This window comes from Desulfoscipio sp. XC116 (genome assembly GCF_039851975.1).
GTDB lineage: Bacteria > Bacillota > Desulfotomaculia > Desulfotomaculales > Desulfallaceae > Sporotomaculum.
Window position 1 is genome coordinate 2,136,194 of record NZ_CP156660.1, and the last position, 23,492, is coordinate 2,159,685.

Consider the following 23,492-nt stretch of genomic DNA (forward strand, 5'->3'; position numbering starts at 1 on the left):
AATACTATAAGTCAACAAACTCATTAGGAATATTACAGTTTCTTTTGATAATAATGCCAGTAATAAAAAGCAGGACACCTTGATTGGTGCCCTTACTTTTAACTGGTGTGAGCTACTTTAAGATTGGCCTTATACTCCACTACTCTGCCGTTTTGCACATTGGCGGTAAAGTTGACGACTTCCACACCGACAATATCGTCTATTGTTTTGGAGGCCTCGGAAACCGCCGACTGCACTGCACTGCGCCAACCTTCCGTTGACTCTCCCACCATTTCCATAACTTTGATATGCATAATACAATCCCCCCTCTGCAAGATTAATTCTATTGGCAATTGTATTATTTGTTCTATATTGTTTTTTATGCAGCTTATTGAACACTTTCCATCATATCCCGTAATTTCTGCAAAGCCTGGCGTTCCAGGCGGGAAACCTGCACCTGTGAAAGTCCCAGCCGGCTGGCGATCTCCCCCTGGGTTTTATCGCCGAAAAACCGCCACAGCAGTATGAGCCGATCCCTGTCCGGCAGCCTTTTAAGTACCTCTTTAATCGCAATATTATCCAGCCAGGGCGTTTCCTCCCCGTCACTCTCGCTCAACTGATCCAATAAGTAAATAGGATCGCCGTCATCCTGGTGCAGTGTTTCATAAATGGAGGCGGGAGATTGGGACGCCTCCAGCGCCGTAACTACTTCTTCCCTGGGTATGCCCAGTTCGGCGGCAATTTCATTAATAGAAGGCTCACGGCCTATTTTAGCTACCAGTATATCCCGCGTCTGCTGCACTTTATAAGCGGTTTCTTTAATAGAGCGGCTTACCTTGACGTGATTATCGTCTCGCAAAAACCTCCTGATCTCGCCCACTATCATGGGCACCGCATAAGTGGAAAAACGCACATTGTAGCTCATATCAAACTTATCAATGGCCTTCATCAGTCCAATACAGCCGATCTGAAAAAGGTCTTCCAGCTCATAACCCCGGTTTTGAAACCGCTTGACAAGGTTAAAAACCAGCTTTAAATTACAATTAACCAGGCGTTCTCTGGCCTGCTCGTCCCCCGTTTGGGCCCGGGTCAGCAGCTCTTTCATTTCCGCATCCTTAAGCAGAGGAAAGCGGGGCAGGTTCATTTCCATTAACCGGTTACTCATGGTTATTCCCCCTATTGCTCACGCATTGCCTTACAGCCGGGTGCCCCTGCCCTTCTGCTCATTTTTACCCGGGTGCCTTGATCCGGGGAAGAAGACAATGCAAACTTTTCCATAAATGACTGCATAAAAGCAAATCCCAGACCCATGCGCTCGGGATCGGTGGAATAGACCGGTTCCAGGGCCTTGGAAATATCCTTTATTCCCCTGCCTCCATCTATTACTTCAATCTCTAAAAACTCCTCGGCCACTTTTATTTCCAACCGAACCGTATGATCCGGATTACTATCATAGCCGTGTATAATAGCATTAGTCACTGCTTCGGAAACCGCCACCTTTATTTCTTCCAAATCAGATAGTGTAAAATCCAACTGAGATGCAAAAGCTGCCACCGCCACCCGTGCAAAAGCCACATTTGACGAGCGGCTGGAAAACTCAAGTACGGCTTTATTCAATTCCACAACCTCCTTTAAAACTACTCGGTATTTATCTATATACCAGCTAATATATTGGTTGAATGCTTTGTGATTATCAAATTCCAAGACTCCCACTTCTATGGGTGGGAGTTCCTATTTTTACTTCGGGTGGGGCGGAAGCCCCATTTGAAGCCCCGCTGTTCAGCTTTTAGCTGAACGAGTTCGCCACATCTACTTTACCCGATTTTATCCAGCAGCATGCGCAAAGAAGGGTATATTTCCATTAAACGCGGCAACCCGGACAAATCCAGCACTTTTTTCACTTGCGGCTTGGCGCCCGCCAGGTATACCTTCCCGCCACCGGCGGCAATTTTTTTATAACGACCTAAAATGACCCCCAAACCGGCGCTGTCCACGAAATCAACTTCAGTTAAGTCAAAAATAAGCCGGTTGACACCATGTTCCGTCAACGCCCGATCCACATCTTCACGCAGCGAATCAGTCAGGCTGATATCCACATCACCCATCACCGAAACTATGAGATAATTATTTACCTTTTTAATTGTATAATTCACAACTAACCACCTCAGCTCGCTAAAAATGTTTATATACATTGCTATATTTTACCATATAAGGCAGGCAATATCAACTCAATCAAGTGAAATATGTATTTTCGGCAGCTCCTCGGCCCAGATAAATCATTAATGTATCTGTCCAAAGCATACTTCTTACCCTGAAAAAGAGTAATCATCTAGTAGTCATCTATCTGCTACCATCTTCTGCAACTGTTACTGCGAACGCAGCAAAGCAATCCCAGACTCAAAAGCAGGTTCCCAAAGAAATGCGAGCTGTTGCACAACGGGCTAAATAGTTCATAGTGCGGCGGCTTTTGGCAAGGATACCGGATTATTATCGAATAATCGGCTGAATCCAGGCAAAGGAGCGTCGCTTACTACTTCAAGAAAGTAGTTTGGCGACACTCCCATTTTGACATTAGGAGCCGCTAAAAAATCTGCTCCAGGGCCTTGTGCATTTGACGGAACACCGAAGCCCGGCCGACCTGATTTTGAGCCAGCAGAGGCACCCGCTGTACTTCCTTGTCTCCTTCCAGCAAAACAAAGTCGCCCACCTTTTGCCCCTTGTTTAGCGGAGCGGTGATTTCTTCCGGCAGAAGAGCTTGGCCCCGATAATTTTGCTTTTGTCCCTTGGGCACGGCCATAGCTATATCCGCACCCGCAATAACACCCACCTGATCTATAGTACCCTTGCCTACTTTGACGGTTTTGATCCGTTCTCCGCTCTGGGCAAAATGCACAGCCTCATAGCGGGCAAATCCGTAATTGAAAATTTTCATGGTTTCCCTAAAATGACTGCGGGGCTCGGGTGTGCCCAGCACCACCGAAATTAAGCGCAGGTCTTCCCGCTTGGCTGTGGCGGCCAGGCAATACTTAGCTTCATTGGTCCAGCCTGTTTTTCCGGCATCTGCCCCCTGGTACCACTTGAGCAATTTATTAGTATTCCATAAAACAAAATCCCCGCCCCGAATATCATATCGATAAATGGAAGAAATTTTGGTGAAATGCGGGCAAGCCAGCGCCTGGCGCAGGATTACCGCCATATCTTGTGCCGATGTATAGTGATTTTCAGCGGGCAGCCCGGTAGGATTGGCGAACCTGGTATGCCGGCAGCCCAATTCTCCGGCCCGGCTATTCATTATTTCCACGAACGCTTCCTCCGACCCGGCAATGTGCTCGGCCACGGCCACGCTCGCGTCATTGGCCGATCCCACGGCTACGGAAATCAGCATATCCCTCATGTTCATTTCCTCGCCGGGCTCCAGGTATATCTGAGAACCACCCATGCCCCAGGCGTTTTCCGAAACCGTAACCCGATCGTCAAGGCTTATTTTACCCTGTTCGAGCGCTTCACAGGCCAACAGCAAGGTCATAATTTTAGTAACACTGGCCATAGGCAGCTCTTTGTCCTTTTCCTTGGACCAGAGTACCTTACCCGTAGCGGCATCCATCAGCACGGCCGCTTCCGCAGTTGTTTCCAGCGCCGCGGCGGACACCTGTGCAGGGCTTTGCCGCACTACGGCAAGATCTTCCCCGGTGGCTGCCTCTTTCAAATCGGATACCGGTCCGGCAGTTACCGGTGCCGCTCCGGATACCGGAGCGCCGGTTGCCGCCGGCCCGGCTGCAGCGGCGGCAGCAACCGTAACCAGCACCAGCGCCAGTATCATCGAATAAACTTTCTTACTCTTCATCACACTTTCCCCCCTGTTCTTTTCACTCAAAATATTATGTGGAACTGAGTAAAAGTTATGCGGGGCGATAGTGTGCGCGACATCAAGAATATATTAGCTTTTTTAAGAATTACTCTATAACATCATATACAACCGGCACTTCTTCAGGCCTCCGAGGTCCAATGACAAATGACTGACTCAGCATTTGGCTGATTTGTGGGTTTATGGTACGATTGCTGTGCAAAACAGCCAGCACATCTCCAGGCCGCACCTCATCCCCAACCTTTCTCTTCAAGGATATACCGGCGGCATTATCTATTTGTTCATCTTTTATTTTCCTTCCGGCACCCAGCAGCATAGCCGCGGTGCCCACCGCATCGGCAGCAATACTTTGAACATAACCGGCCGCGTCGGACTTTACTTCCATATTATTTTGGGCCTGAGGCAGCAGATCAGGGTTATTCACCACTGCCGCGCGGCCGCCCTGCGCTCTGATAAATTGTTCAAATTTATACATGGCCTCACCGCCTGACAGCATCTCGGCCAAGGCATTGTAGGCCCGCTTAAAATCCGCATAAATACCGCCGGCCACCGTCATATGGGCGGCTACCGTTAGACAAACTTTAACCAGACCTGCCTCGCCTCTACCGTTAAGCACTTCTATAGCTTCTTTAACTTCATTGGCGTTGCCTACTTCGTAACCAAGCGGCTGGCACATGTCCGTGATAATTGCAATGGTCTTTTTATTTAAACCTTTACTTATCTGTACCATGGTTTTTGCCAGTTTCCTGGCATCGGGCAAAGTTTTCATAAAGGCGCCGGAGCCCACCTTAACGTCAAGTACAATAGCATCAGCCCCCGAGGCAATTTTTTTGCTCATAATGGAGCTGGCAATTAAAGGAATGGAATTTACCGTGGCTGTAACGTCCCTAAGCGCATACAACTTCTTATCGGCAGGGGTCAAATTACCCGTTTGACTTACGATAGCAATTTTATACCTGTTTACCTGTTCGACAAATTCTTCCCGGGAAAGCTCCACATGAAAGCCCTCGATTGACTCCAGCTTATCTATAGTGCCACCGGTATGCCCCAGACCCCGACCGGATATTTTAGCCACCGGAACACCTGCCGCGGCTGCCAGCGGTCCAACGATTAAACTTGTTTTATCTCCCACGCCCCCTGTGGAATGTTTATCCACCTTAATACCCTGTATGCCTGATAAATCCATAATATCTCCGGAATTAACCATAGCCATGGTCAAGTAGGTGTTTTCTTGCATATCCATGCCCTGAAAATATACAGCCATTAAAAAGGCGGACATTTGGTAATCGGGAATCGCTCCACCGGTAAACCCGCCAACTATAAAATCTATTTCTTTTTTAGTCAGACTAAAGCCATCGCGCTTTTTTTGTATCAAATCCACCATTCTCATACCGATGCCCCCCCGCACAGGTAAATTGATCCACACAGTCGATAACCGGCAAGATAGCTGTTAAACTTAAGCAAACACCACTGCCGGCCTCTAGGAATCTGCTCTCAACATCCGGCGCCAAAGCCTGCCTTGGGCAAGCTCTTTAGAAATCTTTATTGAGCAACAGCAGTGACAAACTCTTCGCCGGTATCAAAACTTAGTCCGAATAACCGGGCCACGGAGGCTGCCACATCGCTGAAACCGGCGCGGATACCCAAGTCAACTCCTTTTTTGATACCCGGGCCGGCGACCAAAAGCGGTACGTATTCCCTGGAGTGATCGGTACTGGCGGTGGTGGGATCACACCCGTGGTCCGCGGTTAATATGAGCACATCCGCGGGGCGCAGGGCTCTCATTATTTCCGGCACCCGGCGGTCAAATTCCTCCAGAGCACCGGCATAACCGCGAGGGTCGTTGCGATGTCCGTAAAGCTGGTCGAAATCCACCAGGTTGGTAAAAATAACACCGCTAAAATCCTCCCGCATTAAAGCCAGGGTTTTATCCACCCCATCCATGTTGCTATTGGTATGCGCCGAACTGGAAATTCCCTGACCGGCGAAAATATCTTTGATTTTGCCCACCGCAGCCACAGTCAATCCATTATCCAGCAATAAATTCAGCACCGTGGGACGGGGCGGAATAAGGGAATAATCGTGGCGGTTGGCTGTACGCTTGAATGAACCCGGCGAGCCGATAAACGGCCGGGCAATCACCCGGCCCACCGCGTACTTACCGGTGAGCAGCTCCCTGGCTGTCCGGCACATCCGGTACAATTCCTCCAGCGGAACCACCTCTTCATGGGCAGCGATTTGAAATACGCTGTCAGCGGAGGTATATATAATAGGGCTGCCGGTTTGCATATGTATTGCGCCCAATTCGTCAATAATCGCTGTTCCCGAGGCTGCCTTATTGCCCAGTATATCCCTGCCGATGTTTTGTTTGAACGGCTCGATGATTTCAGGCGGGAAGCCGCCGGGAAACACCGGAAAGGGCCTGTCCAATACAATACCGGCAATTTCCCAATGCCCGGTAGTGGTATCTTTACCCGGGGAAAGCTCAGTCATTTTACCGTAGCACGCGGTTGGATTATCCGCCGGAGGCACGCCCTGTATTTCAGTCAAACGCCCCAGGCCCATTTGCTCTAAATTGGGCATTTTCAGGCCACCCACGGCCCGGGAGCAATTGCCCAGCGTATTACTGCCGCTGTCACCGTAATGCCCGGCATCCGGCAGTTCACCAACCCCGACGCTATCCAACACAATAATAATTACTTTTCTATTTAGCTGCATTTAATTTTACTCCTTTAGTTATAATTTTTATGTTCGTGGAAAAGCTGATTGAAACGTTAAATAAGCCGTAGCCCACCCGGGTTTTAGGCCCGGGGATGATGCTTGTTATATATATCCCTTAATCTGGTATCGGTCAAATGTGTGTATATCTGAGTGGTGGCAATATCGGCATGACCCAGCATTTCCTGCAAGGCACGCAGATCGGCGCCGTTTTCGAGTAAATGAGTGGCAAAGGAGTGGCGCAGTGTATGCGGAGTTATTGTTTTATCTATACCCGCCGCTAAAGCATATTTTTTGATAATCTTCCAAAAACCTTGGCGGGTAAGACGCTTGCCCCGCATATTTAAAAAAAGAGCGTTTTCCCCTTTGTTTGCAGTTATTTTTGCCCTACCCCGTCGCAGGTATTCCGTTAAAAAATTTCTGGCCACCGTGCCTACCGGTATAATACGCTCTTTGGCACCCTTACCCAGGCAGCGGACAAAGCCCCGCTCATAATCCACCTGCTCCAAGTCCAGCGCTAAAAGTTCAGACACCCGCATACCGGTTGCGTACATCAATTCCAGCATAGCCTTATCCCTGAGTCCGGCCGGGTTGCCCACCCGGGGCTGGGCCAGTAATTTTTCCACTTCCTCCTGGGCCAGCACGCCGGGCAACTTTTTTTGCAGGCCCGGAGATTCCAGGTTGGCCATGGGATCAATGCCCAGCACCTGCTCATCCACAAGGAAACGGCAAAAAACCCTGAGCGCCGCCATATGCCGGGATACGGTAGCGGGCAAACGACCACTTTTTTTTAATTCCAAAAGATAGTTTAGCACTAAAACACGGTCAATCTGCCCGGCAGCCATCACCTGACGCCGCATACAAAAAGATTTAAACTGCTTTAAATCAAGGGCATAAGAAGTAATTGTGTTTTGGGCCAGTCCCCTTTCCAGGGCCAGATAATTTAAAAAGTACCGGATATATTTTTCCATATTCTAACACCACCGTTTTATATTCAGCTATTCCACATCTTGTTGATCTATTCCTTTTGAAAGGCAAACAAAAAAGCCCTCCGGGGGCTGCTTTTTTCTATAAGAGATTGCTCGAACATAAAGAGCCTGTCCGAACACAAACCATAAGTGCTGGAAGATTATTCCCAGCCCAAATGCCATTCTACCCGCAAAGGCTCATTGGTTGTTTTGTCGTGTTCAATCCAGTTGGCCTTGAACACCCCATACAACTGGGCGATTATAATACACAATATACACATCACCAACACTAGGCGGGCAAATAACAATACTTTATCCTTAACCCGGGAAACCACCACAAAAAACATTGCCGTAAGCCTCCTTGGTTTTTATTACCGGTTAACCACAAACGAGGCCGCAAGCCTGGTTAATTCCGGCGTAATATATCCCTCCGCCAGAGCAGCCAGCGCAAAGGCTGTCAAACAACCGGCCATAATTAAAGAATAACCGACAAACTGGGGAGCCACACGAGTTTGTGAATTGTTAAATCTTTTAACTAACAGCAAGGAAAAGGAAAGCGAAGCCGTGCCACCGATAATCAGCGCCGGAATGTAAAGTATATTTTGCGGCAGCATGGAAATAAGGACAATAACAAACTCCCGCCAATCCGGATGCGCGGTTAAAAAACCTATGGTAAATCCCAGCACAAATCCGCGGAAAAAAATTAGCGCCAACACCAGGGGCAGGCAGATAATGGTTAAACCCAGCATATAGATTACCGACCCCACCAGTAAATTATCGTAAAGTGCTCCTCTGACCATTTGAGCCCGGTCTACTTCTATTGCCGCCGCCTGGGCTAAAAAAGATTGCAGGTAGCGCTGCAATTCCCTGGTTTGTTCCTCTTGCAATGTATTGACCCCCAGCGAACCAAGCAATATGCCAACACTAAAAATAGCTATCACAATACAATAAAGCGACCAGCTTTGCCGGAGAGAGTCAGTCATTAACCGGCGCATGTAACCCATACCACCGCTTCCTTTTTTGCAACCTGTCCATGCCTATATATATGAGCGGTACGGCGCCGATTATGACTTAGTGCAAAAAATCGTCAATAATTGTACGGGTAATGTATTCAGCCGCCAGTACATCCTCCAGTGAATTACCGCTGGCAGCCACTACCGTGATGCCGGCATCCAGCGCCCGGGCTTTTCGAATGGCCCGGGCGGCCGCGGCGCGCGCCGGTGCGGACCCCTTTTGCCGCATGGTCCTGGCCACTGTTCCTGTGAGCACCGCCGCTGCCCCGGCTTTAACGGCAGCATCATAGGCCACCCCCCCGGTGGCGGTGGCGGCTATGACCACCTGGTTTTGCAGATTATACAGTTTGGGCGTTTCAGCGCCAATATTGGGCAGCACAGCCGATATTTCAACCCCAGCCCGAGCCAAACCGCCGACCACCCCGGTGATTTTGTTTAAACGCTCGTCATCCGTACCCACCCGGGGTTCGGCTATCAAAACTACCCCGGTGTTCTTTTCCCGGGCTGCCCGCCCGGCTAGCCAACCAATAGCAGCGGGGTCTATGGACACAGGCGGCGCAGCCCCGTCGGGCGCGGCCCCGAACACGGCACACGCACCCGCGTCCAAAGCGGCCTCCAGAGTAGTGGACATATCAATAACATCCACTATCACCACCACATCTCCTTGTCCGGCGGCGGCGGCCGCTCCGCTGGCATTGACGCTCATTTTAACAATGGGTATTCTCATGTTATTTCCCCCGGCATAATAAAATGTTTTACGCATAAAAATAAATGATGCATTTGAATTTTAAGGAGGACATTATTGAATGCGCATATTTATATCCAAAGATGGATTGTATTTTAGCGGTAAGGTAAGCGAGCTAAAGCTATTAATACGCCCCTGGTCGGAATCCAAAGCCACACTGCGGCAATTTATCGCCTCGGCATTGCATTAGATCAGCAGCCCGGCCGCATAAATGCCCGCCGCACCGGCAGACAGGAAAAAGGCCGGGTCGTCTTCCGGCGTACGCCCCATGGAAGTAACCTTGATCCCCCGGTGCTCCAATTCCGCCAAAGCCGGCCCGCCCTCTTGCCGCACCAGACGGTGCTTATCCGCCGGCCAGGCCCGGCTTAGCTGGTCCCGTATCAATGCCCACTGTCGATTATCAGCCAGCTCGGGCAGCACCACCGTGCAGGAAGTCAGGGCTATCTTACCCAGAGCAGTTACAGTGTGGTGACTGATGCCCCGGTGCCTTTCCCGGGCATCGGCGAAACTAATGCGGGGAATGGCCACCGCCCGACCGCCCAGTATATTCACAGCGTTAATTATTTCCCCCTGTTCCACACCCGTGAAGCCCAGCGGCGAAGCAGTGCCCACAATACCCGGCCCCATAGCTACAATTATTACATCCGCCCGGGCCACTGCCTTTGCCGTCAGCAGCGCGGTGTAAATATTGATACACTCCCAGTCGCCGCCAAAGGCATGGCCGCAAGTAACAGTGGCGTCCAGCAGGCTTTTGGTCTGCAGGTCGTGCACCAGGTTACTTAAGGGCAGCGGTAAGGCAGCCCCGTCCGTCATCACATATACCACCCGGGCCCGGCCGCCGGTGGCGGTTTTGACGCCCGCAGCCGCGGGCGCCAGCATACTATGCAGCGTGCCCACCACTACCGGTATACCATCCAGAGAGGCGGTATTTTTGATAATGTCGGCGTCGGGGCTGTCCGGTTCTTCCGCTGCCAGCACTTTCACCTGGCACGGGCTGTAACGCAGTTTCATAATGTGCCCGGCCGGGCGGGCATTATGCTCCGGCCTGGAAACGTTAGCCATCACAAAATGGGCGCCGCCCGTGCCCAGCCCTTTGGTTACGGCTGTGGTATTCAGCACCACAATGTCCCCGGTTTCCACCGGGCCGGTAAGCAAATCGTAGTTGTAAGCTTTCCGCTCCGGCTCCCCCGGTATTTGAACCGTTAATTCCGTCATATTCCGCCGTCGGGTCCTAACGGTTAGAACCCGGCCCTGCCGTGTCCTGATCAAAATGCCGATGCTCCCTTCCCGGCCGCCCGGGCTGTCGCGGCATTGATGACGGCCAGCACGTAAGCGGCATCCATGACCAGATCTTCAACAGTTATAAATTCATCGGTGGTATGCACCTTCTGCATGGCAATGCCCAGGTTTACCGACAATATGCCATGTTCGTTAAATATATGGGTATCGCTGCCGCCGCCCGTACTTTTAACCACGGGCTGCAAGCCTATGTCACGGGCCGCCTTTTGGGCCAGCCGCACGACTAAAGAGTCTTCCGGCACTGCCATGGCGGGATAAATATTTTCCACTTTTACCTCCAACTGTGCACCGCCCTCCCGGGCCGCTCGTTCCAATGTCTCGCAGATAATTTTAGTATGTTTAATACGTTTTTGTTCCTGCAGGCTTCTCGTTTCACCTTTGATCATTACTTTTTCGGGTACAATATTAATAGCCACACCGCCGGAAATGATACCTATATTGGCAGTGGTTTCGTGGTCAATGCGGCCCAGCTGCATAGCTGCGATAGCCCGTGATGCCACCTGTATGGCGTTGACCCCGTCTTCCGGGTTGATACCGGCGTGTGCCGCCACGCCGAGCATTTCAGCATATATCTCATCCTGGGAAGGTCCCCGGTTGATAATAGTGCCGGCCGGGCCGTTGCTGTCCAGCACATAGCCCATCCGGGCCTTAAGCCGGGGGAAATCCAGGAACTTGACGCCCGATAAACCCACCTCTTCGCATGTGGTAAACACCAGCTCCAAGTCGCCATGCGGCAGTTTTTGTTCCTGCAAAACCCGCACCGCTTCCAATATAGCGGCAACGCCTGCTTTATCATCGGCGCCGAGCACGGTAGCTCCGGCTGAGCGTATGATACCGTCTTCCTCCAGCGGCTTAATGCCGCGCCCCGGCGATACCGTATCCATATGAGCCGAAAACATAAGGGCGGGCGCATCCGCGCTGCCGGATCGCCGAGCGATTAAATTACCTGTGTCCGAGCCGGTTTTAGGTCCGGCATCGTCCACGTAAGTAGTAAATCCCAAGCGCCGCAGCTTCTCTGTCAGCAGCGCGGCCATACGGGCTTCCCGCCGGCTTTCGCTGTCCACCCGCACCATTTCCATAAACTCAGCCACCAACCGCTCCCTATTTATCAATGGAACCCCACCTTTGCAAACTAATGTTACTAATATAATAACCGCCGGAAGCCCAACTGTAAAATGCCGGGTTACTGGCGGTTATGAAAAGGATAATATATAGTTGTCCAAGAAAAGCTTAAGCCTGCCCTCTGGCCAACTGACAGCCTTTTTCGAGTGCTTCGCCATTGATGGGAATTAGATTGTGACGTTTAGGCGGCAGCACTTTTTTCAGCGATTCCAGAACGGCATCGCCGGATACCACGCCGGTTAATTCAAGCAGTGCACCTAGTATGATATTATTGGCTATCTTACCGTTACCAAGTTCCTCGGCCAGATCATTGGCCGGCACGTAAACGGTGCGCACATCGGAGCGTGTGGTTTTAATACTGATCAGCGAGCTATTCACTAAAATAAGCCCGCCCGGCACCACAGTAGGCTCAAATTTTTCCAGGGAAGGCCGGTTCATAGCTATCAGCACGGTAGGCTCGCTGACAACCGGTGAGCTGATGGGCTCGCTGGAAATAGTTACACCACAGTTGGCCGTACCGCCGCGCATCTCCGGACCATAGGAGGGAATCCAGGCCACGTGCTTATCCTCCATCATTCCGGCATAAGCCAGCAACTGGCCTGTGGACAAGACACCCTGCCCGCCAAAACCCGCAATTAAAATACCCTCGAACATTATATCTGAACCTCCTCCGCCGGAGTCTTGTACTCACCCAGTGGGTAATAAGGAATCATTTTTTCCTCCAACCATTTTAGCGCTTCCAAAGGAGGCAGACCCCAGTTGGTGGGACAGGAGCTGAGTATTTCCACCAGAGTAAACCCGTCGCCGCGCATTTGCACTTCAAATGCTTTGCGAATAGCTTTTTTAGCCATCATGATATGCTTGGGATTGTGCAGGGAAACCCTGGCCAGATAGGCACTGCCGTCCAGGGGCGCCAGCATTTCACAAACCTTGACGGGCAAACCGTTGGCATCCTTATCCCGACCGTAGGGAGTGGTAGTGGTTTTCTGTCCCAGCAGCGTGGTCGGCGCCATTTGCCCGCCGGTCATGGCGTAAACCGCATTGTTAATAAAAAGTACGGTTATCTTTTCACCCCGGGCCGCCGCATGCACCAGCTCGCCTGTACCGATAGCGGCCGCGTCGCCGTCGCCCTGATAAGTGAACACCAGCCGGTCGGGCAGTACCCGCTTGATGCCTGTACCCACCGCCGGTGCCCGTCCATGGGCCGCCTGATACATATCAATATCCAGATAATTATATATAAATACGGAACAGCCCACCGGCGCTATGCCCAGCGCCCGCTCGTAGATATCCATTTCATCAATAACCTCAGCCACCAAGCGGTGGGCAATGCCATGGGTGCAGCCCGGACAGTAGTGAAAAGGTAAATCTGTCAGCGCCTCCGGCCTGGTAAAAATCTTTTTCATTATACCGCACCCCCGTTGTACAGTTTTTTAACCTCTTCAAGCACGTCCCGGGCTACGGGCATCATGCCGCCCACCCGTCCGTAAAAGTGCACCGGCTTTCTGCCTTCCACTGCCAGTCGCACATCTTCCACCATTTGTCCCATGTTCATTTCCACGGACAGGAATTGCTCGGCGGTTTCCCTTACCCTGGACAACACATCGTTGGGAAAAGGCCATACTGTAATAGGCCTGATTAAACCAACCGCCAGTCCTTCTTCCCGGGCGCGGTCGATGACAGCCTTACAAATCCTGGCGCAAGTGCCAAAGGCCACTATGACCAGTTTGGCATCATCCAGCCGGTATTCCTCCCAGCGCTGCTCTTCTTTGGTTATGACAGAGTATTTTTGTGATAACCTGATATTATGCTGTTCACAATCCTCCGGTACGATATATAACGAGTTGATCAATCGTTTGGGACCGCCTTTTTTACGTCCCGTGGCCGCCCATTCTTTTTCCGGTGCCTGTCTTAGTATTTCGTCTCCCAGATCCACCGGTTCCATCATCTGGCCCAAAACACCGTCAGCCAGCAGCATCACGGGGTTACGATATTTATCCGCCAAGTCAAAGGCATCCTGCATTAAATCAATGATTTCCTGCACTGATGCCGGAGCCAGACAGATCAGCCGGTAATCACCGTGCCCACCGCCTTTAACTGCCTGAAAATAATCAGACTGAGCGGGAGCTATATTACCCAGGCCTGGGCCGCCCCTGATCATATTCACCACTACACAGGGCAGCTCAGCACCGGCCAGATAAGAAATACCCTCTTGCATCAAGCTGATACCCGGACCCGAAGATGATGTCATCACCCGGGCACCGGCACCGGCGGCGCCAAAGACCATGTTAGCCGCCGCTGTTTCGCTTTCCGACTGCAGATATATACCGCCCACCTGGGGCATACGCTTGGCCAGATAATGCGGCAATTCGCTCTGCGGAGTAATGGGATAACCAAAAAAGTAACGACAACCGGCCCGTACGGCGCCTTCCCCGATTGCTTCATTACCTTTCATCAATACTTTAGCCAACCTTCTTTTCCTCCTTTGCCACTTCAATCACCAAATCTGGACACATGCGGGCACACAGTGCACACCCGGTGCATTTTTCGGGTTCTTCCACAGTGGCCGGGTGAAAGCCCATTACATTAATGTGCCCAGCCATCTTAATTAACTGTTTGGGACATACTGCGGTGCACAATTGGCAACCTTTGCAGCGATCTTCCCGAAATGTTATTTGCGCCAAAAAGAGCCCCTCCCTTAATCCATAAATGATAAATATCCAAACAAACTAATTAGAATAAGCCTGACCCCGCAGCCCAGGGAGGCATCATGTTTTTTTCGATAGGAAATATCGGTGTATCCGGCATACGCACGGTCATTTCCCGGGCCAGCGGGCTGTGCACTGCCAGGAAGGTCACAGGCAGACCCAATTGCCGGGCCGCGTCCTCAATAATAGCGTGGCCGGCCTGAATGGTATCCGGTTCGGTGTCGGAACCCAGGTTGGTGTTACTTACCAGAGCGCTAACCTGCAAGCGGGATGCCTTCTCTACCGACCGCAGCATTTCAATAATACCCTCCGCTGTGCGAGTAAAGGGCCGGCAGGCGTTGGCTACAAAAAACATGTTATATGACCCATCGGGCAGATATGGTTTAAAACGGCCCAGCGCGGTAGCTCCTATTTCATCGCCGCCCACATCAAAAACGCCCTGACCCCGCTCGTCTTCCAAAACACCTAAAATAGACGATGGCAGGGCGGGCACATCAGCGCCCGCCAGTTCCCCCGGCGGGCAGATCACGCGCAAACCTATTTTTTCCAGTTCTTCACGCATTATCCTGGTACGAAAGTATGGATTGATAATATCCAAATCCACAATACCAACCCGTGCATATTGTTTTTTCAGCCAAAGAGCAAAGTTGATAGCCAACTCGGTCTTTCCACTGCCCAAATTGCCCGTAAATAAGGTAATTCTTTTAACATCGCTGAGCAATAGCATACACTCCTATTAGTGACCAACAAGTAATTATTCGACATTATCTTTCGGGTTCCTTCTCCCGTCCCAGCATATCAAGATAATTCAGCATAAAATTGTCCGCAATAATCCTGGTTAACGAATATTTTTCAGTTATTATGTGCATTATCACCAGAGCGGTCAGATAACCGATCCGGTAGTTCCCTTCCAAAGCAGCGGCGGCAGTCAGACCAATGACCATACCCAACGTATTGGACCCGGCATCTCCCATCATAGCCCGAGCTTTCAAATCGGCAGGCAGAAAAGCCAGCAAAGCACCCAGTGTCATGGTGGCCATCAGCGCTTCCGCCCCCCCGAGCGCCGCGGGCAGTAAAATTATGTAAAGTAATACAAAAACTTTACCGGCCCGGCCCGGACGCAAGTCAAATAAATTGACCAGGTTAACCGAAAGAGCAATAATCAAAGCGCTGTCCATTATTCTCCAAAGGTCTCCGGGATAAAGCTGCGCCCCTATAATAAGCGCCAGTATACCGCCACCCAGCGCTTTTAAGGCGCCGGTGGTTAAACGGCCCCGCATTAATGCTTTGAAATGACCCGTTAAACCGGATGCCTCACGGCTGCCCCAAAAGTCATCCATCAACCCTAGAAAAGCAGCCCCGGCCATAGCCATTAAATAAAGCAGCGCCTTCTCACGCAAATCAGCCGTCCATAACAAAAACAAGGGCGTCACGGCAGTTGCCGTAGAGATAAAAAAAACAACCCCTGCGGCCAGAGGTATTCTTTCCCCCCTAAAATTCGGCCGCACAAAGTCAGCTCCGGCAATCATATTCATTATTTTTTCCCTTATGATTAAAGCTATAAAAAAAGCCAGACCAAAACCTACCGGCAAATAATATAATTCCGGCTGCCAGTTCATATTTCACCTCGAACCTTATTTAACCACCGCGGCTTTAGCCAGTACCCGCGCGATATGACAGAATTGCCTGCCGCGATGCCAGAAGCCTTTCAGATCACGACCTGTTTCCGCGTGGGTCATCGGCACCGGTACTTCCAATACCTTAAATCCGGCCCGGGCCGCTTTGATAGTCAGCCCCACCTCTACCCCGTAACCCGAGGCAAAGGGCAACAGTTTATCCATTACCTGACGAGTCATCACTCGCTGCCCGGACAGAGGAGATTGCATTTCCAGGCCGGTATAAAATTTAATGCCTTTTCTGGCCAAGCCCTTAACCAGGCCAAAACCGCCTTTAATCCGGGGCGGCGGAAAGTGAGCCACAGTCATATCGGCCCGCCCGGCCAGCACAGGCTCCAACAGCAACCGGGCATTTCCGGCTGAATCACCCAGATCACCATCCAGCAGCATAACTATATCGGCCCTAATTTGCTCGCTGCCCCTGTTAAGCGCGGCACCTTTACCGCTATTGCAAGGCAGGCCAATTACCCTTGCCCCCGCAGCCGCGGCAAGTTCAGCAGTGGAATCGGAGGATGCATCGTCCACCACTACAATCTCGTTCACTTCGGATAGTGCCGCCAGTGCCGTAACAGTGGCGGTAATATATTCTGCTTCGTTGTAGGCCGGTATTAAGGCTGCAACCCGCTTAGGGGACATTTATTCCTCGTTCCTTTCATGACCATCTTCATTATCATTGTCTTGCAGCAGCGTTTATCGCATTGCAAATTGACCCCAATTAAGTCTCCTGGCCCGGTATATCGGGCATCAGCTTTTGTGCCGTGGATTTAATTCCATAATGACCGGGTTGTCCGCCCAATACCAGTACCATAGCCATCTGACCGGGTGCAGTGTCTATATTATCCACCGTACTAATATGTTTGCGCTGGTACTCTTTCATCGAGGAAAAAGAGACATCTGTTTCCTCCACTCCAACAACGGGGATGTTTAATTCACTAAAATAATCTATTAAAGATATGTCAATCTGCATATTTCTATTGCTTTCCTTGTAACTGCCACCGACAATAATCAGTCCATCCACCGGCACCCCGTATTCACCGCTGGTTTTAATTAATTCCTTTTCCACAAGATAGCTGATAACCGCCTGGTTTTCTCCGGTGTTAATGTTATTAGCTATCTCGGTGCCCAATCTTTTGTAAAATTCGTCGCCGGTAGTAACCGGCCACACGAGATCCTTTTGCAACATGCTGATTATATGCTTTTCATCTTCAATAGAGTTGACTGAAGTAACGGAATTAACGTGCCCCCCGGCATCTTTTATTGCCTCTGCAAGCTCCGGAGGAAAACCAAAATTATTGAGCTCTACCAGAGCAAAATTTTTATCGGCCAACTTACCGGCCACCAATACCGGAAGCACTTGTTTCTCAAATTGTTGATGCATATTGGAGTCTGTTTCCAATGTATTAGCCCGAACCTGTATTGTTTCATTAGTTTTCCTTAACGATTGCAGCTGGTCTTCCAACTTATTGGTAACTTGTTTTTGATAATCAATCAGCGCATCGTTGCCCAGCAAAGTACTGCCTATCAAAATACCTATTCCCAAAGCCAGAAACACAGCTACCAGCGAAGCAATGTGGTATTTATAATCAATGATCATTAACTATCACCTTAATTTCAGTTAAATTCCAACCAATAGTCGAAACTGAATAAACAAAAGGCGCAGCAATTCCCTGGTTGAAGGGGAAATCACAGCAACAGCAACGACAGGCAACAGTGCCGCAACAAAAATAGGGGCCAGATGTTTGGCGCGCAGCCTGCTTTTATATAGCTTGCTCACTCCTTTGGCATCAATTAATATCGAACCAACCTTGGCCCGCACTAAAAAAGTGCTGGCCATTCCCTTGCGCCCCTTCTCAAGGAAATCAATCATATTTGAATGTGTGCCTACCGCTACAATCAGTTCAGCTCCCTTTTCATAGGCTATCAACATGGCAATATCCTCGCTGGTTCCGGGTGCGGCGTAGGTTAATGCTGCCAAACCCAATTCCTGCAGACGCGCCATGCCCGGTGCGCGACCATCGGGATAAGCGTGTACTACCAGCTCAGCACCACATAACAATGTTTTGTCACTGACACTGTCCATATCACCTACAATAATATCGGGCTGCAGACCGAACTCCGTTAAGGCATCAGCCCCACCGTCAACACCAATTAATACCGGTTTTATTTCATCAATATAAGACTTGATGGCTCTTAAATCTTCTTTATAATTTTTTCCACGCACAACAATGAGAGCATGTTTTTCCTTAAATACAGTACAGACATTCGGCACTTTGTATTCACCGCAAATTAAGCCGATTTCATTCCGGGCGTAATCCATGGTGTTTTGTACAAAACGAGATAACACACCTTCGATATTAGCTCTAGTAGCCTCCATTTTTTGTTTTATTTTATCAGCCGTTAACTCCTCGCCAACTGCCAGAACAGTACCGGATAAGATCACCCGGCCATTTTTCACTTCTACTTCCTGGCCTTCCGTTAATATGGCAAACAAATCACTACCCGTACAATCCACAAGTTTGATGCCCGCTTCCACTATGGTTAAGGGCCCGCAATTGGGGTATATTTCACTCATGGAAGTGTTAACATTAACCACCGCTTTTACATGGGCTTCCACCAAAGCATTAGCTGCTACCTCGTCGAGATCACGGTGATCGATTACGGCAATATCACCAGGCTGCAAACGTTTAACCAGGTGTTTTGTTTTTTTATCCAGCCGTACAGTACCTTTAGTGGCCATTTAATCACCGCCTTAATTCTAACATTTTACAGTTTTTGTTTATTTACGTCAAGGCCATTTATAGAACATTATACACAGTAAACCTTTTGAAGCAAATTATTAGATTCGGGAGGAGATTCAACTTCCCCTAAATTTTAGAACCGCAAATACACGACTTAGTTGGCGTAAGTTTCCTGCTTATAGAAGTGGGAGACTTATGTCAATTAAGCCAAATTAAATTATATCACAACCATAAATAAAAACACCGCTAATTTATTGTACTTTTAGTAACCAATAAATTATTGGTGTCTCTAAATTGTGGTTTTCAATATAAATTTTATAAGTTTATATATTATGGTATTTAACTGACTTTAGCTTCAATACGTAATTTATCGGCCACCATGGCAATAAACTCTGAATTGGTTGGCTTGCCGCGCTGCAGATTAATGGTGTAGCCGAAAAACTTGGTCATCATTTCTATATTACCCCTATCCCAAGCCAACTCGATAGCATGCCGAATAGCTCTTTCCACCCGGCTGGGAGTAGTTTTATATTTATGTGCAATCATGGGATATAACTCTTTGGTTACCGCCCCCAGCAGGTTAACATCCTCAATAACTTGTAAAATAGCATCTCTCAAATAATGATATCCTTTGATATGTGCAGGTACACCCATTTCATGGATTATATTTGTAACAGCAACATCTAAATTTTTAGGCTTGGCCACCGAAATATATGGTGAAACCTTAAACCCACCGGCCAGCTGCCTAATTCTAGTGGCCAGCACCGAAAAATCAAAAGGTTTTAGAATATAATAATCCGCACCTAGTTCCACAGCCCTTTGGGTAATATTCTCCTGACCAAAAGCTGTTAACATAATTACCCTGGGCCTGTTTTTAAATTCATTAAGTTTTTCTAATACACCAATACCATCCAAATGCGGCATAATAACATCCAAAACCAAAACATCAGGTGCTTCATCTTGAATTAAATCCAACGCTTCCAAACCGTTTTGTGCAATACCTACCAGCCTGAATTCTTCCTGCTGTTGTAAGAATTCTTTCAATAATTCACAAAATTCTCTGTTATCATCTGCTAATAGTACTTTAATTACGTTTCTCATGAATTTCCCGCCTCCTAACAAACACTTTTTTATCTAAGTCGTTCTAAATATTACCTTTCGACGTGGAGGAGGGAATACCTCTAATTATTTTTAACTTTTTTGTTAATTTTTAACTGTTTTGTTAAATATTTTTAAATCTATCCCGCTATCTTTTCCGTATGCTTCACATTTAATAGCTTTGCTTCCTTTAACATATTTTCTGCCAGAACGCCATATCCCTTGGTGGGGTCGTTGATAAACACATGGGTAACAGCTCCTACGAATCTGCCGTTTTGTATAATGGGACTGCCGCTCATGCCTTGAATAATGCCGCCTGTACGCCTTATTAACTCTTGATCCGTAACTTGAATAACCAGTCCTTTGCCATGATTACCGGCAGGTAATACATCCAATATTTCTATATTAAACTTTTCTATCTTATCACCTTCCAATACCGTTAATATTTCGGCCGGGGCCTCCTCAACCTGATATTTCATGGCCAGTGGTATTGGTTGGCTGTAATAGGGGTTGCGGATACCTTTTTGAAGTTTACCAAATATACCGCAATTAGTATTGCTTTCTATGTTTCCGATAATATCGCTCTTTCCTTTAAAAACCCCCAATTTTTCGCCGGGAGCTCCTTTTCTGCCGGGGTGTAAACCTTTTACCGTTGCTTCAACTATCTTACCGTCAACCGGATTAAGTTTATGACCGCTTTCAAAATCAGTAATCATATGTCCAAGTGCCCCGTATGTTTTAGTTTGAGGCTCATAAAATGTTAATGTACCCACACCGGCGGTGCTGCTTTTAATAAATAGCCCAATGCGGTAACGACCGGTTTTTTCACATAAGATAGGTTCTATTTTAGTCAGCTTATTTTTGTTTCCATGTTTAATCAGCAGAACAATATCCTTACCTTGCTTGCCGTATTTATCAACTAATTCCTGCAATTGATTTTCGCCGTTTATTTTAGAACCGTTGATTTTTATTATCAAATCGCCTACTGCAACACCCGCTGCCCGGGCCGGGAAAAAATTCCGGCCATCTTTTTCCACGGCAGCTTCCCCAACCACCATTACGCCTTCGGTATGCAGCAAAACACCGATAGATTGGCCGCCCGGTATGACACTTTTAGCTTCTACTACATCTACCATCATCCGGTGAATGGGCAACAAACCAAACAGCTTGACCTGCATTTCCAGCTGTCCCGGTTTTAAAGCCACAGGCAGTGTTTTTTGAGGATCATAAGTAAACTCCCGGTATTGATTACCGTCAACCGAAAAAATTTCCGAAGCAGAGCGCAAGTTTAAACTTATGTTTTGAATAACAGCTCCCGGCAAATCAATGCCCGCAGCAATGTTATCGCCTACATTTATATACTGCCTATTAGGGAGAAAATAATGCCAATAAGAATGAAGGGTAATTAAAGTTGCCGTTAAAACAAATACTAGTATAAATATTGGTCCCAAAGATTTGCTTTGATTGTTTTGATTGCTGTGATTCAGACAACATACCCCCTTGCCGGAAATTTTACAATATGAACATTGTAACTGGGTTATTGAAATAATTTTCTAAAAAAATCACCACCCCTCGATATTAATGTTTAAATAATGTGCTGTTTTTAAATTAGCCTTATTCAGGCTCATTTATTCCGCCCTCAAGTGCCGCACATTGGCATAACCAGCGTGCAAGCGGTCCGGCTGTGTTTTGTAACATATTGAAATTAAAAATGACCGGCTTTTTGGGGGCAACAAGTTATAAAATGCCAACCACCATCCGATCATCATATAAAAAATTATTTATATTATAAACAAAAAGGTTAAGAGATTTCGTTTAAATCTCTTAACCTTTCAACAAAATTTCAACTTTCAACATTTTCAACACCCGGCACCAATCTTTCGGCAGCGCAGCAAGTCGCGTACGTGGTTGGAAAGGGCTTGCGACTCCTGGTCACCGCCCAGCATGCGGCTCAGCTCTTGGATGCGCTCTTCTCCGGTCAAAGATGTAATTGATGTTACCGTTCTTTGTCCGTCGTCAGTTGATTTACTGATTAAATAATGTTTGGCCGCGTAAGCCGCTACGGCGGCTGCATGGGTTACACAGAGAATTTGCTTGGTCTGGCTTAACCGGTCCATTTTCTCTGCTACCGCCTGCAGTGTGCGCCCTCCGATACCGGCGTCTACTTCATCAAAAACCAAGGTGTTTATTTCATCAGCCGCGGCCAGTATTGATTTAAGAGCCAGCATAACCCGGGACAATTCTCCGCCGGAGGCGCTTTTGGCCAACGGACGCAACGGTTCTCCCGGGTTGGGAGATATAAGAAATTCCACTGCATTTTTTCCATGAGGTCCCGGATCGGTAGTGGAAACCTGTACCATGAACTGCACGCTGTTCATAGCCAAATCCCCGAGTTCCTGCTCGATAGCCCGCTCCAGACCGGCTGCTGCTTCTATCCTGCCCGTTTCAAGCTGTCCGGCCAGCGTGTAGTAATCCTCCTCACTTTTCTGCAGCAGATCGTCAATACCGACTGCGTCGTTCTCTAATGACAGTAATTCCTCCAACTCACCGGCAATCTGCTGCCTGTGAGCCAGTACATCAGCAATAGTCCGCCCATATTTCTTTTTTAACCGGTCAATCAAAGCCAATCTTTCTTCAATATAATTTAACTCATGCGGGTCGGCCTCCACGTTATCCCTGCAGGTAGCCAATTCCCGGGTAGTTTCTTCTACCAGGCACAGGGCGGAAAAAATATTATCCTGAGCGCTTTTCAATTCGGGCATGTACCGGCAAAGTTCATCAAGATTGTTTTTAGCCTCGCCCAACAGATCCACGGCAGCAGGGCGGCGGTTGGAGCCGTTGTGTATATTCGTCAACACCTGCTCCGCCAGGAGCGATATTCTTTCGGCATTGGCCAAGACATCGCGCCGCCTGATCATTTCCTCTTCATTTTCATCGGCCAGACGGGCCGCATCTATTTCTTCCATCTGATACTTAATCATATCCACGCGCTGTTGTCTTTCCCTGAAACCGCCGGTTATTTTTTCCTTGAGCCTTTTGTTTCTGCGCCACTGCCGATAAGCCTGCCCGGTATCCTGCAATAAACTTAGCACTTGAGCGCCGCCAAATCTGTCCAACAGCTGCAGCTGCTTGTCCGCCGCCAGCAAAGATTGCTGTTCATGCTGTCCATGTATGTCCACTATTAGACCGGCGATTTCCCGGTAAATACCCAGGTTGACTATCCGTCCGTTTATGCGGCAGGGGTTGCGGCCCTGGCGATTTATTTCCCGACTTAAAATTATCATGTCGGGCTCGTACTCATCCGTATCCAGACCGTCTTCCAATAAGCGTTTACGAACCCACGGCAGGCGATTAATGTCGAAGGCGACCTGAACCAGTGCCCGGTCCCGCCCGGTGCGTATTAATTCGGTTTGTGCCCGGCCACCCAGCGCAACTTGCAAAGCTTCGAGCACTATGGACTTACCCGCCCCGGTTTCACCGGTAAGCACATTAAGCCCCGGGCCAAACTCTATTTCCGCATCATCAATTAATCCAAAATGCTTTATGTATAATGAAATCAGCAC

The 23,492-nt window shown here is 48.8% G+C and carries 26 protein-coding genes; 1 reads left to right on the forward strand and 25 read right to left on the reverse strand.

What is annotated here, in order from left to right; genetic code table 11:
* Positions 1 to 98: 98 nt before the first annotated feature.
* From ABDB91_RS10215 to ABDB91_RS10265, 11 genes are all read right to left on the reverse strand, one after another.
* The gene (locus ABDB91_RS10215; RefSeq protein ID WP_347487516.1) at positions 99 to 293 is read right to left on the reverse strand and encodes a dodecin family protein; all 195 of its coding nucleotides are present in this window, start codon (positions 291 to 293) and stop codon (positions 99 to 101) included.
* A gap of 74 nt (positions 294 to 367) precedes the next feature.
* Entirely contained in the window at positions 368 to 1,144 is a 777-nt protein-coding gene (gene sigF, locus ABDB91_RS10220; RefSeq protein WP_347487518.1) for an RNA polymerase sporulation sigma factor SigF, read from the reverse strand.
* An 11-nt stretch (positions 1,145 to 1,155) separates the two neighbouring features.
* Positions 1,156 to 1,596, reverse strand: coding sequence for an anti-sigma F factor (gene spoIIAB / locus ABDB91_RS10225; RefSeq protein ID WP_347487519.1), 441 nt, complete (start codon positions 1,594 to 1,596; stop codon positions 1,156 to 1,158).
* A 197-nt stretch (positions 1,597 to 1,793) separates the two neighbouring features.
* The gene (locus tag ABDB91_RS10230) at positions 1,794 to 2,132 is read right to left on the reverse strand and encodes an anti-sigma factor antagonist (protein ID WP_347487520.1); all 339 of its coding nucleotides are present in this window, start codon (positions 2,130 to 2,132) and stop codon (positions 1,794 to 1,796) included.
* Between the two features lie 428 nt (positions 2,133 to 2,560).
* Complete coding sequence (locus ABDB91_RS10235; protein WP_347487522.1) at positions 2,561 to 3,823, reverse strand: D-alanyl-D-alanine carboxypeptidase family protein; 1,263 nt, start codon at positions 3,821 to 3,823, stop codon at positions 2,561 to 2,563.
* 109 nt (positions 3,824 to 3,932) lie between these two features.
* Complete coding sequence (locus tag ABDB91_RS10240) at positions 3,933 to 5,234, reverse strand: pyrimidine-nucleoside phosphorylase (RefSeq protein WP_347487523.1); 1,302 nt, start codon at positions 5,232 to 5,234, stop codon at positions 3,933 to 3,935.
* Between the two features lie 152 nt (positions 5,235 to 5,386).
* The gene (locus ABDB91_RS10245; RefSeq protein WP_347487524.1) at positions 5,387 to 6,562 is read right to left on the reverse strand and encodes a phosphopentomutase; all 1,176 of its coding nucleotides are present in this window, start codon (positions 6,560 to 6,562) and stop codon (positions 5,387 to 5,389) included.
* Between the two features lie 83 nt (positions 6,563 to 6,645).
* On the reverse strand, positions 6,646 to 7,533 hold the full coding sequence (gene xerD, locus ABDB91_RS10250; RefSeq protein ID WP_347487526.1) for a site-specific tyrosine recombinase XerD: 888 nt from the start codon (positions 7,531 to 7,533) through the stop codon (positions 6,646 to 6,648).
* 158 nt (positions 7,534 to 7,691) lie between these two features.
* Positions 7,692 to 7,877 carry a hypothetical protein gene (locus ABDB91_RS10255; RefSeq protein ID WP_347487527.1) on the reverse strand — a complete coding sequence of 62 codons (186 nt, stop codon included), beginning with the start codon at positions 7,875 to 7,877 and terminating at the stop codon, positions 7,692 to 7,694.
* Positions 7,878 to 7,901: 24 nt separating this feature from the next.
* Positions 7,902 to 8,534 carry a stage II sporulation protein M gene (spoIIM, locus tag ABDB91_RS10260; RefSeq protein WP_347487529.1) on the reverse strand — a complete coding sequence of 211 codons (633 nt, stop codon included), beginning with the start codon at positions 8,532 to 8,534 and terminating at the stop codon, positions 7,902 to 7,904.
* Positions 8,535 to 8,601: 67 nt separating this feature from the next.
* Positions 8,602 to 9,270 carry a hypothetical protein gene (locus ABDB91_RS10265; protein ID WP_347487530.1) on the reverse strand — a complete coding sequence of 223 codons (669 nt, stop codon included), beginning with the start codon at positions 9,268 to 9,270 and terminating at the stop codon, positions 8,602 to 8,604.
* 79 nt (positions 9,271 to 9,349) lie between these two features.
* Between ABDB91_RS10265 and ABDB91_RS10270 the strand changes: the two genes are divergently transcribed.
* Positions 9,350 to 9,478, forward strand: coding sequence for a hypothetical protein (locus ABDB91_RS10270; protein ID WP_347487532.1), 129 nt, complete (start codon positions 9,350 to 9,352; stop codon positions 9,476 to 9,478).
* On the opposite strand, the gene ABDB91_RS10275 is transcribed toward ABDB91_RS10270, so the two are convergent.
* From ABDB91_RS10275 to recN, 14 genes are all read right to left on the reverse strand, one after another.
* Positions 9,475 to 10,557 (reverse strand): DUF3866 family protein, encoded by a 1,083-nt coding sequence (locus ABDB91_RS10275; protein WP_347487534.1) that lies wholly within the window; start codon positions 10,555 to 10,557, stop codon positions 9,475 to 9,477. The genes ABDB91_RS10270 and ABDB91_RS10275 overlap by 4 nt on opposite strands.
* Positions 10,554 to 11,699 carry a M20/M25/M40 family metallo-hydrolase gene (locus ABDB91_RS10280; RefSeq protein ID WP_347487535.1) on the reverse strand — a complete coding sequence of 382 codons (1,146 nt, stop codon included), beginning with the start codon at positions 11,697 to 11,699 and terminating at the stop codon, positions 10,554 to 10,556. Before ABDB91_RS10280 ends, ABDB91_RS10275 begins: the two co-directional genes overlap by 4 nt.
* 118 nt (positions 11,700 to 11,817) lie before the next feature.
* Positions 11,818 to 12,363 (reverse strand): 2-oxoacid:acceptor oxidoreductase family protein, encoded by a 546-nt coding sequence (locus tag ABDB91_RS10285; protein WP_347487537.1) that lies wholly within the window; start codon positions 12,361 to 12,363, stop codon positions 11,818 to 11,820.
* Positions 12,363 to 13,115 (reverse strand): thiamine pyrophosphate-dependent enzyme, encoded by a 753-nt coding sequence (locus ABDB91_RS10290; RefSeq protein WP_347487538.1) that lies wholly within the window; start codon positions 13,113 to 13,115, stop codon positions 12,363 to 12,365. Before ABDB91_RS10290 ends, ABDB91_RS10285 begins: the two co-directional genes overlap by 1 nt.
* Positions 13,115 to 14,179, reverse strand: coding sequence for a 3-methyl-2-oxobutanoate dehydrogenase subunit VorB (locus ABDB91_RS10295; protein ID WP_347487540.1), 1,065 nt, complete (start codon positions 14,177 to 14,179; stop codon positions 13,115 to 13,117). The genes ABDB91_RS10290 and ABDB91_RS10295 overlap by 1 nt, the downstream gene beginning before the upstream one ends.
* The gene (locus ABDB91_RS10300) at positions 14,172 to 14,393 is read right to left on the reverse strand and encodes a 4Fe-4S binding protein (protein WP_347487542.1); all 222 of its coding nucleotides are present in this window, start codon (positions 14,391 to 14,393) and stop codon (positions 14,172 to 14,174) included. The genes ABDB91_RS10295 and ABDB91_RS10300 overlap by 8 nt, the downstream gene beginning before the upstream one ends.
* A gap of 49 nt (positions 14,394 to 14,442) precedes the next feature.
* A complete protein-coding gene (locus ABDB91_RS10305; protein ID WP_347487543.1) occupies positions 14,443 to 15,138 on the reverse strand; it encodes a hypothetical protein in 696 nt (231 codons plus the stop codon).
* A 43-nt stretch (positions 15,139 to 15,181) separates the two neighbouring features.
* Positions 15,182 to 16,036 (reverse strand): hypothetical protein, encoded by an 855-nt coding sequence (locus ABDB91_RS10310; protein ID WP_347487545.1) that lies wholly within the window; start codon positions 16,034 to 16,036, stop codon positions 15,182 to 15,184.
* Positions 16,037 to 16,051: 15 nt separating this feature from the next.
* Positions 16,052 to 16,729, reverse strand: coding sequence for a glycosyltransferase family 2 protein (locus ABDB91_RS10315; protein ID WP_347487548.1), 678 nt, complete (start codon positions 16,727 to 16,729; stop codon positions 16,052 to 16,054).
* A gap of 79 nt (positions 16,730 to 16,808) precedes the next feature.
* Positions 16,809 to 17,687 (reverse strand): copper transporter, encoded by an 879-nt coding sequence (locus ABDB91_RS10320; RefSeq protein ID WP_347487550.1) that lies wholly within the window; start codon positions 17,685 to 17,687, stop codon positions 16,809 to 16,811.
* Positions 17,688 to 17,708: 21 nt separating this feature from the next.
* Positions 17,709 to 18,830 (reverse strand): putative cytokinetic ring protein SteA, encoded by a 1,122-nt coding sequence (steA, locus tag ABDB91_RS10325; protein WP_347487551.1) that lies wholly within the window; start codon positions 18,828 to 18,830, stop codon positions 17,709 to 17,711.
* A 340-nt stretch (positions 18,831 to 19,170) separates the two neighbouring features.
* Entirely contained in the window at positions 19,171 to 19,932 is a 762-nt protein-coding gene (gene spo0A, locus ABDB91_RS10330) for a sporulation transcription factor Spo0A (RefSeq protein ID WP_347487552.1), read from the reverse strand.
* 137 nt (positions 19,933 to 20,069) lie between these two features.
* Positions 20,070 to 21,251, reverse strand: a complete 1,182-nt coding sequence (gene spoIVB / locus ABDB91_RS10335; RefSeq protein ID WP_347487554.1) for a SpoIVB peptidase — start codon at positions 21,249 to 21,251, stop codon at positions 20,070 to 20,072.
* Between the two features lie 537 nt (positions 21,252 to 21,788).
* Positions 21,789 to 23,492 carry a DNA repair protein RecN gene (recN, locus tag ABDB91_RS10340; protein ID WP_347487556.1) on the reverse strand — a complete coding sequence of 568 codons (1,704 nt, stop codon included), beginning with the start codon at positions 23,490 to 23,492 and terminating at the stop codon, positions 21,789 to 21,791.

Excerpts from the sequence above, each read along its gene's own strand:
- ABDB91_RS10215 (WP_347487516.1), bottom strand. The coding sequence starts at position 293 with ATGCATATCAAAGTTATGGAAATGGTGGGAGAGTCAACGGAAGGTTGG.
- sigF (WP_347487518.1), bottom strand. The coding sequence starts at position 1,144 with ATGAGTAACCGGTTAATGGAAATGAACCTGCCCCGCTTTCCTCTGCTT.
- ABDB91_RS10235 (WP_347487522.1), bottom strand. The coding sequence starts at position 3,823 with ATGAAGAGTAAGAAAGTTTATTCGATGATACTGGCGCTGGTGCTGGTT.
- ABDB91_RS10240 (WP_347487523.1), bottom strand. The coding sequence starts at position 5,234 with ATGAGAATGGTGGATTTGATACAAAAAAAGCGCGATGGCTTTAGTCTG.
- ABDB91_RS10245 (WP_347487524.1), bottom strand. The coding sequence starts at position 6,562 with ATGCAGCTAAATAGAAAAGTAATTATTATTGTGTTGGATAGCGTCGGG.
- xerD (WP_347487526.1), bottom strand. The coding sequence starts at position 7,533 with ATGGAAAAATATATCCGGTACTTTTTAAATTATCTGGCCCTGGAAAGG.
- ABDB91_RS10255 (WP_347487527.1), bottom strand. The coding sequence starts at position 7,877 with ATGTTTTTTGTGGTGGTTTCCCGGGTTAAGGATAAAGTATTGTTATTT.
- spoIIM (WP_347487529.1), bottom strand. The coding sequence starts at position 8,534 with ATGGGTTACATGCGCCGGTTAATGACTGACTCTCTCCGGCAAAGCTGG.
- ABDB91_RS10265 (WP_347487530.1), bottom strand. The coding sequence starts at position 9,270 with ATGAGAATACCCATTGTTAAAATGAGCGTCAATGCCAGCGGAGCGGCC.
- ABDB91_RS10270 (WP_347487532.1), top strand. The coding sequence starts at position 9,350 with ATGCGCATATTTATATCCAAAGATGGATTGTATTTTAGCGGTAAGGTA.
- ABDB91_RS10285 (WP_347487537.1), bottom strand. The coding sequence starts at position 12,363 with ATGTTCGAGGGTATTTTAATTGCGGGTTTTGGCGGGCAGGGTGTCTTG.
- ABDB91_RS10290 (WP_347487538.1), bottom strand. The coding sequence starts at position 13,115 with ATGAAAAAGATTTTTACCAGGCCGGAGGCGCTGACAGATTTACCTTTT.
- ABDB91_RS10310 (WP_347487545.1), bottom strand. The coding sequence starts at position 16,036 with ATGAACTGGCAGCCGGAATTATATTATTTGCCGGTAGGTTTTGGTCTG.
- ABDB91_RS10315 (WP_347487548.1), bottom strand. The coding sequence starts at position 16,729 with ATGTCCCCTAAGCGGGTTGCAGCCTTAATACCGGCCTACAACGAAGCA.
- ABDB91_RS10320 (WP_347487550.1), bottom strand. The coding sequence starts at position 17,687 with ATGATCATTGATTATAAATACCACATTGCTTCGCTGGTAGCTGTGTTT.
- steA (WP_347487551.1), bottom strand. The coding sequence starts at position 18,830 with ATGGCCACTAAAGGTACTGTACGGCTGGATAAAAAAACAAAACACCTG.
- spo0A (WP_347487552.1), bottom strand. The coding sequence starts at position 19,932 with ATGAGAAACGTAATTAAAGTACTATTAGCAGATGATAACAGAGAATTT.